This window comes from Sphaerochaeta sp. (genome assembly GCA_022482495.1).
Taxonomy (GTDB): Bacteria; Spirochaetota; Spirochaetia; order Sphaerochaetales; family Sphaerochaetaceae; genus RUG023.
Genome location: JAKVPA010000004.1, coordinates 71,178 through 83,535, shown reverse-complemented (window position 1 = coordinate 83,535; position 12,358 = coordinate 71,178). Strand labels below are relative to the sequence as shown.

At 55.3% G+C, this 12,358-nt stretch carries 12 protein-coding genes, 1 tRNA gene and 1 riboswitch; of the genes, 8 read left to right on the top strand and 5 right to left on the bottom strand.

Features of this window, described 5'->3' with window-relative positions; genetic code table 11:
* Positions 1-22 precede the first annotated feature (22 nt).
* Together LKE28_05825 and LKE28_05820 are read right to left on the bottom strand one after the other, a co-directional pair.
* Positions 23-676 (bottom strand): hypothetical protein, encoded by a 654-nt coding sequence (locus LKE28_05825; GenBank protein ID MCH3907759.1) that lies wholly within the window; start codon positions 674-676, stop codon positions 23-25.
* A complete protein-coding gene (locus LKE28_05820) occupies positions 580-1,203 on the bottom strand; it encodes a hypothetical protein (protein MCH3907758.1) in 624 nt (207 codons plus the stop codon). Before LKE28_05820 ends, LKE28_05825 begins: the two co-directional genes overlap by 97 nt.
* Positions 1,204-1,328: 125 nt before the next feature.
* Here LKE28_05820 and LKE28_05815 point away from each other — a divergent pair.
* A tRNA-Ile gene (locus LKE28_05815) sits at positions 1,329-1,401 on the top strand.
* Positions 1,402-1,608: 207 nt separating this feature from the next.
* Here the strand turns inward: LKE28_05815 and deoD are convergent.
* Positions 1,609-2,310, bottom strand: a complete 702-nt coding sequence (gene deoD, locus LKE28_05810) for a purine-nucleoside phosphorylase (protein MCH3907757.1) — start codon at positions 2,308-2,310, stop codon at positions 1,609-1,611.
* A 75-nt stretch (positions 2,311-2,385) separates the two neighbouring features.
* Positions 2,386-2,554, top strand: a riboswitch (cobalamin riboswitch).
* A 73-nt stretch (positions 2,555-2,627) separates the two neighbouring features.
* Between deoD and LKE28_05805 the strand changes: the two genes are divergently transcribed.
* Genes LKE28_05805 through LKE28_05785 form a run of 5 tightly spaced genes read left to right on the top strand, consistent with a single transcriptional unit; the run spans position 2,628 to position 6,486 of the window.
* Positions 2,628-4,583, top strand: coding sequence for a TonB-dependent receptor (locus tag LKE28_05805; GenBank protein MCH3907756.1), 1,956 nt, complete (start codon positions 2,628-2,630; stop codon positions 4,581-4,583).
* A gap of 9 nt (positions 4,584-4,592) precedes the next feature.
* Positions 4,593-5,012, top strand: a complete 420-nt coding sequence (locus tag LKE28_05800; protein ID MCH3907755.1) for a MotA/TolQ/ExbB proton channel family protein — start codon at positions 4,593-4,595, stop codon at positions 5,010-5,012.
* The gene (locus LKE28_05795) at positions 4,988-5,332 is read left to right on the top strand and encodes a biopolymer transporter ExbD (GenBank protein ID MCH3907754.1); all 345 of its coding nucleotides are present in this window, start codon (positions 4,988-4,990) and stop codon (positions 5,330-5,332) included. The genes LKE28_05800 and LKE28_05795 overlap by 25 nt, the downstream gene beginning before the upstream one ends.
* The gene (locus LKE28_05790; GenBank protein MCH3907753.1) at positions 5,322-5,678 is read left to right on the top strand and encodes a biopolymer transporter ExbD; all 357 of its coding nucleotides are present in this window, start codon (positions 5,322-5,324) and stop codon (positions 5,676-5,678) included. The genes LKE28_05795 and LKE28_05790 overlap by 11 nt, the downstream gene beginning before the upstream one ends.
* Entirely contained in the window at positions 5,668-6,486 is an 819-nt protein-coding gene (locus tag LKE28_05785; protein ID MCH3907752.1) for a TonB family protein, read from the top strand. The genes LKE28_05790 and LKE28_05785 overlap by 11 nt, the downstream gene beginning before the upstream one ends.
* Here LKE28_05785 and LKE28_05780 read toward each other — a convergent pair.
* Positions 6,455-7,714: a hypothetical protein gene (locus tag LKE28_05780; GenBank protein MCH3907751.1), complete on the bottom strand. Its 1,260-nt coding sequence runs from the start codon at positions 7,712-7,714 to the stop codon at positions 6,455-6,457. The genes LKE28_05785 and LKE28_05780 overlap by 32 nt on opposite strands.
* Before the next feature lie 95 nt (positions 7,715-7,809).
* On the opposite strand from LKE28_05780, the gene LKE28_05775 reads away from it, so the two are divergent.
* Positions 7,810-10,155 carry an alpha-galactosidase gene (locus tag LKE28_05775; GenBank protein ID MCH3907750.1) on the top strand — a complete coding sequence of 782 codons (2,346 nt, stop codon included), beginning with the start codon at positions 7,810-7,812 and terminating at the stop codon, positions 10,153-10,155.
* Here LKE28_05775 and LKE28_05770 read toward each other — a convergent pair.
* Positions 10,142-11,248: an FAD-dependent oxidoreductase gene (locus LKE28_05770; GenBank protein MCH3907749.1), complete on the bottom strand. Its 1,107-nt coding sequence runs from the start codon at positions 11,246-11,248 to the stop codon at positions 10,142-10,144. The two genes, LKE28_05775 and LKE28_05770, sit on opposite strands and share 14 nt — an antisense overlap.
* 65 nt (positions 11,249-11,313) lie before the next feature.
* On the opposite strand from LKE28_05770, the gene LKE28_05765 reads away from it, so the two are divergent.
* The gene (locus LKE28_05765) at positions 11,314-12,351 is read left to right on the top strand and encodes a glycerol-3-phosphate dehydrogenase (protein MCH3907748.1); all 1,038 of its coding nucleotides are present in this window, start codon (positions 11,314-11,316) and stop codon (positions 12,349-12,351) included.
* The last annotated feature ends 7 nt before the right edge of the window (positions 12,352-12,358 follow it).

Here is a 12,358-nt window from a genome sequence, read left to right as displayed (position 1 = left end):
TCGATGGAGCATATTCCTGCGCTCAGAAATCCAGGAAGAACGTCCAGCTCATCACCAGGTTGTCTCCGTAATGCACGAAGTTTGTTCCTGTGAACAGATAGGAGTACTGCAGGCCAAGGTCGATGAAATCAAAGAACGAAACCGTGACCTGTACGCCGGTGGAGGAGAGAAACTGTTCTCCCCATACATCGGTGTTCAGGTAGTTTCCGAATCCATAGCCGGCATCAAAGAACAGGTTGATCCGCGGCAGGATCCCTTTTATGTTGGGGATGACTTCCGGGCCACAGAAACGAAGGTCAAAGTTGTTCACCGATGTGAACTGATAGTTGTAGGAGAATGAGTTGAACCCCCGCACGATACGTCCCAGCGTAATGGACTTCTGCGCCTTCATCGGCACCGCATCCCCATCCGTCCAGTTGAAATGGACCCGGTCCACCGCGACGATGGAGAACTGGTTCTTTCCTTTTCCGTTATCCAAAGCGTACAACGTCTTGGCCACCACCGTGTTGCTGGTGACGCTGTAGTATTCCGCCGTCCCATCCAGTGCGCTGTTCAACGCCCGCGGCGCGTATTCCGCCTTCAGGTCGGAATAGATGCCATCCTGGGTGGTCTGTTTGTCATCCATCCGGTCCCATTTGATCCCGGCAAAGAACACGGTAAGGAGAGAATCCCCCATGTCGGTGTAATAGGCGTTGTTCGCGGTAGTAAGACGGTACGAGAGAACCAATCCGCAACAGAAGCAACATCATGCGTTCCATTGTTGGATCTTGACGCTCCCGTCACCATGGAGTCCATCGTTCGGGTAAAGAACCCGTCGTAGCCGGCGTACACCGTCCACAGATCTTTTCCTTCCACGTTGGAAGGCAGGAACCCTTGGGAGAAACGAAGGCGCCACTCATACTCCATGACGTCGTAGATCAGAGGATTTGTATCCTCTTCCAACGGAAGGCCATTGGTGGGATTCTGCCACATCTTGCGTTGGTAGTACCCGCCACCGGCAAGCATTTGGATCTCCGTGCGGCGGTCAGGGATGAAGTGGAGCCCGTTCCAACCGGCGCCCATGCCGATCTGGGTGGGAAGGAATCCTCCGAGGATTTCCGGATGCTGGTCAAGATTCCAGAACACGTACCGCCAGTCCCCGGCGGCAAACACCATCGCACCAAGCAGAACCAACACCAGCACCAGCGTCAACCGTTTATGCATACAACCACCTCTGGTCTGTATCATAACGCATCAAGGCCTTCCTCACCAATGTTTTTTCCGTGAAATCCCCCTTCGCCTTGAAAAGATCAGCGCAAACCGTTATACATACATACGCGGAGTTTTCCGGGCCCGTAGCTCAGCGGTTAGAGCAGAGGACTCATAATCCTTGGGTCGAAGGTTCAAATCCTTCCGGACCCAAACTCATGCACTTTTTCCAAGACGCAATCAACTACATATCATACATGATGATATAAACTTCTTACAAATCTGGAAAATGTTTTTGATTTCCTCTTATTGGGGACAATTCCAGCAATTGTCTCCAGTATGACCGCAGGAAAATGGAATATCACAAGATTTTTCAAAGTCCGATCCGAACACAATCGAAACTCCTTCTTCCCTTTCCTTTCAAATAATCTCCAACGCCAACCGCATCATGTCACGGAACGTCGTCTCCCGCTCTGCGGGCGGCACGGCCTCACCGGTGACCAGCGAGTCGCTGACCGTCATGATGGTAAGCGCTTGGGCATGGAATTTCGCCGCTAAGGTATACAGTTCCGCCGTTTCCATATCACAGGCAAGCACGCCATAGGACGCCAGGAGATCGGTCTTTTCCTTCAGGTGGTCATCATAGAACAAGTCGCTGGTGAACACCTGTCCGACGTGTACCGGCATGTTCCGCTTCACTCCTTCGGTGTAGGCGGCCATCAACAAGGAGAAATCAGGAACCGGGGCGAAGGCGATCGATCCGAACCGCTCTCGGTTCACCGCGCTGTCCGTTGTCGCGCCGTTGGCGATGACCAGATCACGAAGATTGAGGCCTTTTGTCATGGCACCGCATGTCCCCACCCGGACGAGGCGCTTGACGCCATACGACTGGAGCAGCTCATTCACGTAGATCGAAATGGAAGGGATGCCCATCCCCGTCCCCTGCACACTGACCCGTTTTCCCTGGTAGGTTCCGGTGAACCCCAGCATTCCGCGGATGGTGGTATAACAGACAGGATTCTCCAGAAACTGCTCTGCGATGTATTTCGCCCTGAGGGGATCCCCCGGCAACAATACCTTCTCTGCGATCGCCCCATCCTTCGCTCCGATATGCAGACTCATAGTCGCTCCTTCTTCCCCATTATCATAACAGAGAACACGTATCCCTTGCCAGATTGACCAAACCGCCACGCTTCCCCATACTGAACCCAGCTGGGTCTGGAATCACGGAACGGGGTGAGAATCCCCGGCGGTCCCGCCACTGTAAACGGTACGAAACGAACAATCCATTGTCCACTGGGATGAGAAGGGTTCGGAGTAGGAAACGCCGTAAGCCAGGAGACGTCTCCAGATTTGCATTCTTCGTGGAGAAAGAAACAGCGATCATCTTATCCTTATTTCCCCACAAGAAGCCGGCAAATTTCACCAGGAGGCCTTCTATGAAGAAGCGCGGTTTCTTTTTCGTACTGGTATTGGCCCTCTCTGCGACCTTGGCGTTCGCGGCGACGGAACAATACACGGATCTCGGCACGGCACAACCCCTTGAAGTGACCGAAGAAAAACTCAGTGACGCCCAGGCGAACACCGCCAGCACCGTCACGGTGATCACCAGTGAACAGATCGCGGCATACAACGCCGAATCCACTGCGGATCTGATCGGCAAAGCCATCGGGACAAGTTACAATTCAACGGGTGCGCTTGGCGCAGCCCAAACGGTGAGCGTCCGAGGATTCAGTTCCAACAAAACGCTTGTGTATCTCGATGGAGAGCTGCTCAATACGGCACACCAAGGAACGGTTGACCTGACCACCATCCCCGTCTCGGCCATCGACCACATCGAAATCATCAAGAATGGAACGGGCAACCTTGGCAAAGCAGTAGCGTTCGGCGGCATCGTCAACATCGTCACCAAGAAAGCCACAGAGGACAAACCCACCACGACCATCTCGTTTGAGAATGGTTCGTTCCTTCCCAAGACGTACACTGATGGCACCACCACCAACCAGGACTGGAGATCGTTGGTTGACAGCCAAAAGCTGGATGTCACCTACTCCAACACGTTCAGTGACAAGCTGAGCCTGCTTGCAACGGTAGGGGGAACCTATGCTCAGAACGGATATACGTACAGCCATCCCGAAACAGGCGCACGTCTTCTCAGGGAAAACAACAGCTTGACCGATGTTCACAGCATGATCAACCTCAATGGAAAGATTACCGATAAGATCAGCTATCAGTCAGATAACCTCATCTCCTATCAGTACTATCGCGTTCCGGGCGGTTATGGCTACTCTTATGGTTCATGGAATACCTATCTCACACCAGACAATTACCAGCAAACCTTGACGCTTTCAACGAATAATACCATCACCTTCTCCAACATCAAAGCTTCTCTTTCTTACCTGTTCACCCCGCTGTGGTATCACGATACTACGGCTTCTCAAATCGATAGCAGACATATGAAACACAAAGGAAATCTTGGGTTTGAGGAATCATGGTCCCTGGGAGAGAATGCCAATATCAAAACGGGCGAGACGCTCTCAATCGATTTCGTCGACAGCAATGTCGTCGGAACGCACAGCCGCATCGAGCCTCATGCATACGCAAATGGCGCCTTTTATTTCCTTGATGGAAAACTTGGCGTCTATCCAGCCGTAAACCTTGGATATGCGACATCGCCAAACACGTTCCTTGCCAATGCCTCGCTTGGTACGGTGTATACCGTTTCGTCTCCACTCTCCGTATCAGCATCGGTAAGTTATGCGGAAAACCTGCCGACATTCAGTGACTTGTACTGGGTATTAGACTCATGGGGCATGCATGGGAATCCAGATCTCAAGAAGGAAAGAGGGGTGAACGGAGAAGCGGGGGTTACCTACAAAACCCAAAACCTCACCTATGAAGGTTCTGTGTTCACCAAATACATGGTGGATGCGATCAGTTGGTCCGGGTATGACGCGACAACATCCCAATCTTGGCCAGAGAATATCGCAAACAGCGTGTACTTCGGCACCGAACAAGCCATTACGGTCACGCCTCTTGAAGGTCTTTCCCTTACCGCGAGTTACCTGCTCAACCAAAGTTATGACCTGTCCTATGGGCAGACCATCGATGATGGAATCGAGGTGAGCGGCATCCGCAAGCACACCGCAAAATTCTCGGCAAGCTATGTGTTCAAGATGTTTACCTTCTCCCTCGACGGGCAATATCTGGGAGCGACATACCAACAGGCATATCCGTCAATTTTCTTGATGAATATCAGCGTCAAGGCCCAGGTGATGGAGAAACTGGAAGTGTATGCTGCCATCGACAACCTGTTGGATACCGAGTATTACTATGCTAATTACTACCCGATGCCCGGCATGAAGATCCGCCTGGGCGGGACGTACACCCTGTAGGAGGTCGGCATGGAGCAGACGACGTTCCTGTCCTTGATGTATGCCGGAGGTGCGGTCATGTGGCCGCTCTTCGGCCTGTTGGCGCTTGCCGTCGTGGTGATCGTCGAGCGGGTCATCACGTTTGCGTTGGTGAGCGGAAAAAGGGCCGTGCTGGATCGCACCAAGGCGGAACGCCTGCTCTCCCTTCTTGACCTCATCACCATGATCAGTCCCGTCCTGGGATTCCTCGGGACGGTGACGGGGATGATCAACGCATTCAAGGCGGTGAGCAACGCCGCAACAGTACAACTGCAGGTGGTGGCATCCGGCTTGTACGAAGCGTTGTACACCACTGCCTTCGGCCTGATCATCGCCGTCATCACGACTCTGGCCAGCCACCTGCTCGGCCTTTGGTTGGACAGCCTATGCGACGAAGACCCAAAGAAATAGCCCAGTCCAGCGACATCGCTTTCCTGTTGATCTTCTTCTTCCTGCTCCTTGCCGGTCTGGAATCTTCCAAAGCATTGACGCTGCGACAATCCACCGCCACAGCCTCTTCCCAGGAGACCACCATTTCCCTGGTCCTTGAAGCGGACGGTTCCGTCCGGTACCAAGGAACACCCCTCACGGGAACAAATTTGGAAAACCTGCTTGCTACGGTGAAGCAAGCGGACATCTCCATCCAAGACACCACCCCCTGGCAGAACGTGGTGGACCTGCTTTCCCTCGCCAACCAAACCGGTACGGAGGTATCGATCCATGGAACATAAGCACGTCCCACAAACATCCATGGGGGACATCGCATTCCTCCTGCTCCTCTTTTTCCTGGTGTTCGCCATCACCACCAAAACCGTTCCGGCGCAGATTGATGAAGCGGAAAGCCTCACCTATGAACAACTCACCGAAACCTATCCGACCGTCTATCTGGCTTCCGATGGAACCATCTATTACCAGGAACAGATGATCACGCCAGAGCAGTTGCCTTCCGTCCCGGAAGCCAATCTCATGGCGGACAAGGCCACCCCATTCTCGCTCGTCGAACCGGTCATCACCCAGCTGAAGGAAAACGGGGTGACCACCCTGCACCTGCTGGTGGAGGCAGAGGATGCGCGCTAACTGGAGGTATGGGGTCATTCCCCTCACCGTTCTCCTTTGCATCACGCTCCTCTGGCTTCCCCTCCCGGGACGCTATGAAGAGGCGACCTTCGCCCATGCCGACCAGGCGGTCATCCACCTGGCGTCTCCCGCGTCCCAGGCATCAGAGGCGAAGACGGTCTCCCTGCCAGTGGAGAAAATGATACCTCCATCTCCCGCTCCGTTCCCAACCCCGGATAAAGCATTGCTCCCGCTTCGTGCACTCAAGGCACCGGCTCCTCCAGCTGACCTTCCGGTTCCCACCATCACGGAACTTTCCGCACTGCTTCCCCCGCTTCCCACTCCCTCCGATACGCCAGCAGCACCAGAGAAAACAATTGAGGCCGGAGAGCCGGAAGATGCAGGAACGGATGCTCCGTCATTACCAGAAGAACCTGGGGAACAAACCGTTACGAATCCTGTCCCTGACACCGCTTCCGCCGAGCGCATCGCGTCCACCCCCACAGATGAAGTGGAAAACGTATCGGTGGGATACGCCGAGATGGATGGGGACACCACTGCTCCAACGTTCAACACCAAAGAGCTTTCCAAACGAATTGTCTATCCCCCGGCGGCCAAGCGGCAGCGGATCACCGGGGACGTCCTGCTGGTGCTGTACATTTCCGATACCGGGATGGTTGACCGGGTGGATATCCTGGAAGACCCCGGATATGGATTCGGGGAAGCGGCCAAGGTCGCGTTTCTCGGACTCAAAGGAGAGCCAGCGATGAGAAACGGGAAACCCATTGCGGTGATGATCAGATACCCGATCCGCTTTTCTCTCCGATAAGTTCTTTCCTGAGCCTTCGAATTGCGGAGAAACGGGTGTCGCTGGCGATGAACGCCCAGCTCTTCGTCCGTTTGACGACCATCCCCCCTTCACTCTCTTCGGCGGTGAAGAAGTTCAATCCGATCCTGGGGTTTTCAAACGGAAGGAACGCTGATGCGTAGTACATCGTACGGGTTTCTCCGGGAGGAATGGTCACGTTGGTGTCCACCCCCATCAAGGTCTCTTTCTTCAGCGACTCCTCCAGCCCCAGGGAAAGCATGCCGGTTCCCGAACCGCAGTCCAGGCTGAACGACTGGCTGGATCCTTTGTCGTACATTACGAACGGTGTTTCGTCCATTCCGCCATAGTTGAACAGGAAATTGTTGAAGTTCACCGGCATGTCACCCTCTTCCAACGCCATCGGGCCGGGGAAGAAGGTGAAGTACAGCATCTGCTGGCGTGGGTTGATCACACTGGACCAGCCGACGTACAAATCCCGGGGGACGCGACCGGTGATCAAATCGGTGAAGCCGTTGGGAGGAGGCACGACGGTGTAGTCCAGCGTTTTTCCCCCTTGGGCGGGAATATGGGAAAGGTCATCAAACTGGACACCGTTGTCAAACCCATGGTTTCCCAGGTTTTCCCGCCAATCCGGCTGGGTCATCCACGTCTTGGCGCACGCGTTGACCACACACCCCGTTTCCAGAAACGGAGCACCGACATGATTGGTCCATACGGCGTTCCCTTTGATCGGCCGCTCCCGTTGGTTGGTCACACTGGTCGCCGTATAGTGGACGTTCTGTCCGGGAAGCAACAGGTCGATCTTGCGGATCAGATACCCACCCATTCGATTGCGCATCGAAGAGAGCATCCACACCCCACCGCTTTTGGCGTCGGTTCCGTACCGCTGTACCATCCAGTCCTGCACGGCGGTGACCCCACCACGGGGAAGCGGTTCATCCTCAACCACGCAGGCCGGCCCGTAGTTGGGAAACACAAACGTGCTTCCCGCCAGATGTTTCCATATCGGGGTATCCTTCCAGTAACTGGACTCCTCCGTTTCACCTTCCGAACATCCACAGGAACGGAACGAAGAAAGATAGGCGCTGTTTTCCCGTCCTCCGGAAAGGTTGATGGCGGAAAGCTCCACACCCATCCCCCCTTGGTCTTCGATGACGCACCGGACCAGATTGTTGTCCAACAGGGTCGCCGTCCGTCCACCGAAAAGCTGTATTCTCCGTACGTCCATTCCAAACCTCTCAAAAAATGATCCCGGGGAGACTGTTCTTTTTCCCCCTAACCGTTATACTTATAGCCACATCCCAATGCAACAAGGGGTCCGCCATGATCGAGAAAACTGACAACGTCTTCACGCTCTCTACTCACTCTACCACATATTTGTTTCGCGTCAACGAGACGGGACATCTGGAACATCTGTACTACGGTCCGCGTCTTTCCCTGACGGAAGGCGACCTTGACGCCATCCGGGAAAAACGCCACCTGGGCATCGGTACGGGTGTCGCGTACGACAATGATCATGACACGTTGTTTCTGGAAAACCTCTGCATGGAGTATTCCACCGAAGGCAAAGGGGATTACCGTATCCCGATGGTCTCCATCGCCTACGGAAACGGCAAACGTACGTTGGATTTCGTCTATCAGGAACAGGATGGGGAGATCATCAAAGGGAAACCGGTGATCGCCGGCATCGGGGCGCAATCCTATGGAGCTCCTGAGGAATGCCAGACGCTGAGCGTCCATTTGAAAGACCGTGTGCTGGACGTGGCCCTGACGTTGACCTACACCACGTTCGATGCCTGTGATGTGATCGCCCGCTCCGCCACGGTGACCAACCATACGGACAAACTGATGGTCGTCCATAACCTTGCGTCCCTCCAGCTGGACCTGTTTGATGACCGTTGGAACCTCACCACGTTCCATGGGGCGTGGGCCAGGGAACGGGAGAAGGATACCCGCCCGATCTTTCCGGGAACAATGGTCAACGAAAGCCGCAGCGGCGTCTCGTCGGCGGAACACAACCCGCTGGTGTTCCTCTCCCGCCCTGAAGCCACGGAAAACTTCGGTAATGTGATCGGATGCAACCTGGTGTACAGTGGCAACCATCGGGAATCGGTGGAAGTCAGTCCGTTCGGCAAAACCCGGCTTCTTTCCGGCATCAACCCTGATCTGTTCAGCTGGAAATTGGAAGACGGAAAATCGTTCACCAGCCCGGAAGCCGTCCTGACGTTCAGCGCCGCCGGCTTCAGCCAAGCCAGCGCCCAGTTCCACGCATTCGTCAACAATCATATTCTCCGTGGCGTCTGGAAGTTCCGGGAGCGTCCCGTCCTCCTGAACAGCTGGGAAGCCTCGTACTTCCATTTCACCGAGGATTCCTTGTTCAAACTGGCCAAGCAGGCCAGCTCTCTGGGTGTGGAGCTGTTTGTCCTGGATGATGGTTGGTTTGGTTCCCGTGATGATGACACCACAAGCCTAGGAGACTGGCACGTCAACTTGAACAAGTTTCCTTCCGGTCTCTCCACACTGGCGCAGAAGATCCACAATCTTGGCATGATGTTCGGACTCTGGGTGGAACCGGAGATGGTCAACAAGGACAGCCAGTTGTATCGAGAGCATCCCGACTGGATGATCGCCATCAACGGACGGGAGCCGTCCGTCGGCCGGCATCAGTACCTGTTGGATCTTACCCGCAAGGAAGTGCGCGAGTATCTGTTCGACACCATCTCCGACGTGTTCCAGCAGTGTGATGTCAACTACGTCAAATGGGACATGAACCGGGTTTTCTCCGACATTGATTCCCGTAACAAGGAGATTGCCAACCTCGGGGAATATTCCCACCGGTATGTGCTCTCCCTGTACCGACTCCTTGACCGATTCACCAAGGCATTCCCCAATGTTCTGTTCGAGGGATGCGCTTCCGGTGGCAACCGGTTCGACCTGGGAATGCTCTGTTATTGCAGCCAGATCTGGGTGAGCGACAACACCGACGCCTACAGCAGGCTCTCCATCCAGGAAGGTACCAGCTACGGGTATCCGCCCTCGACGATGGGATGCCATGTCAGCCAGTGCCCCAACCACCAGACGCTCCGTGTCACCCCACTGGCAAGCCGGTTCAACGTCGCCTGTTTTGGCAGTCTTGGATATGAACTGGATGTCACGACATTGAGTCATGAGGAAAAGCAGGAGATCGCGGAAGAGATCGCCTTCTACCGGCAGTTCCGCGCCATCTTCCAGTTCGGCTCGTTCAGCAGGATCCGCCATGACGACATCATCCAATGGATATGCGCCAGCCCGGATCGAAACACGTTGCTCGTCCTGTGGTTCCAAAGCCTCAATCCGGCAAATACCGGCAATGATCTTCTGCTGGTCCCTCAGGCGAAGGAAGGCGTCATCTACGACGTATTCCCCCGCCAGCAACGCATCCCGTTGTCCGTATTCGGCTCCCTGATCAAACGGTCAGGAATTCCGGGAAGCCAGAACGAAACGGTGCGGAACCTTGCCGCAGACAACGTGTCATTGCCGGGGGAGCTCGAACACTATACGGTAAGCGGAAGCGTGCTGAAATACGCCGGCATCAAACTGAACCAACAGTTCAGCGGTACCGGCTTTGATGGCGAGACCCGTCTCTTGGGAGACTTCGGGTCACGGCTTTATGTGATCAAAAAGCACTGAACGGCTTTCCCATCCCTTCTTTCACCTTGGCCAGCTGGTCGGCAGCATTCAGCAGAATGGCGCCGCAGAGGATTCCGTCATGGGTGAACAGGAAAATGTGACGGTCCCCGTCTGTCTGTTCGATCGCCTTCCCTTCAATGGAACCGATGCTGATCAAATCAAACGACGTGTCCTTCAGCCGTGTCATCAACTGGGGTGGTTCGTAGGTCGCATCCTTCCCCAGAAGAATCTGGGTGAGGGTGTTGGCCATTCCCATGGCCACCGGCATGATGCCTGGCACCATGCCCTGATACTGGGCGCAATCCCCGATGGCATAGACATCCGGGGCCGAGGTTCGCAGGTGGTCGTCCACCACGATGGCACGCTCCACCCTGAGGCCCGCGTTCCGGGCCAGCGTCACTTCCGGGTTGACGCCAACGGACAGCAGCATGGTGCGGCATGGCACCCGCTTGCCTTCCTTGGACACCACGGCGGTGATGTTTCCGTCCTGCTGTTCCACCGAATCGACGGCAAACGCTTCTTCAATGCCAAGGCCATCCGCCTTGAGTTTCGCACGAAGAATATCCGCCGCATCCTCGTTCAACTGCCGGCAGAGAATGTGCGGCCCACCTTCCAGTACGGTGACGGAAAAGCCCTTGGACGCGATGGCTCTGGCCGATTCCACGCCAAGCAATCCACCGCCCAGCACGCACACCGGATCCTTCAGCTCATGGGAGAGCAGTTTGGCATCGGCAAGCGTACGAAGCGTCGTAACGCCATTCACCCCGGAGAAGATCGGGAGGCTCCTGCCCCGCGAGCCGGTGGCAAGCACCAGATTATCATACCGATCCGTCTGGCCGTCTTTCAACGTGACGGTTTTCGCCACGGGATCGAAGGCGGTGACGTTCCCTTGTTTCAAATAGACAGGACACTGGGCGGCGGGGAGTTTTTCCATGGCGTCTTCGTCACACAGCACCTGGGGGAGCTTGATCCTGCTGTAGAACCCACAGGGTTCCTCACTGTATTGAATGACGTCCTTCCCCGCCTTGGCGAGCGCAGACGCTACGGTAAATCCGGCGATGCCGTTTCCAATGATGATTGTTCTACTACTCATATCCTCAACGATAACGCCAAGTCGTTCCGTTTGCAACCTTGTCTCTTCCCGCCACCATCGATATAGTGGAAAAAGAGGAAATCATGCAGAACACCGTCATCATCGCCGGCGCGGGGACATTCGGGACCGCGCTTGCCGAACGCCTGTGCTGGAACGTCTCCAATACCGTCATCCTGTACGACCGTGACAAATCGGTGGTGGATGAGATCAACAAGGAGCACCGCAACAGCGCCTATTTCCCGACCCATATTCTCAGTACCTCCATCCGGGCGACCGGAGACCTCCATATTTTCGCCTACGCCGACCAGATTCTCCTGGTCATTCCGTCCAAGGTGATCGTCCCGTTCGCCAAGGCGATCAAAGGGATCGCCAATGAGAAGGCCTTGGTGGTGAACTTCGCCAAAGGGATGAGTGATGACGGAGCGTTCATCACCGAACGGATCCCGTTCAGCCGGACGGCCAGCATGAAAGGGCCGTCGTTCGCCATCGAAGTGCTCAACGGGCTTCCCACCGCCTTCACGTTTGGCGGAAAGAAAGAGGATTACGACCAGTTCCGCAAGCAGATCCTTGCCGGGACCAGCATCCAGATGGACTACACGTCGGACATCCGGGCGGTGGAGCTGCTCAGTATTCTGAAGAACATGTATGCCGTCGCCATCGGCGTGGTCTCCGGCAAGTACAACAGCCCGAACGTCGACTTTTTGATCTACACCAAGTGCGTCGGAGAGATGCGCAGGTTCCTCCAGCTGTTCGGCTGCCAGGAAGAGGCAATCTTTCGCTACTGTGGCATCGGGGACCTGGGACTGACCTCATTGAACGATCTTTCCCGCAACCGCACCATGGGTCTGTTGATCGGAAAAGGCTTCACGTTGGACCAGAGCGGTACTTCCTCCACCATCGTGGAAGGATACCGGACGATCAAGCTGATGGGAGAGATGACCCGGGAGAAGGGCGTAGCCGATGACTTCCCCATCGTCCAGGCGCTGTACCGGCTCCTGTACGAAGAAGAGAACACCAACCAGTACGTCACCGATGTGCTGGAATCCGACCCCGAACCCACCGGGACGATTCCCCGGATGACGGATGAAGCATTCACCTTCTGAAAGTCTC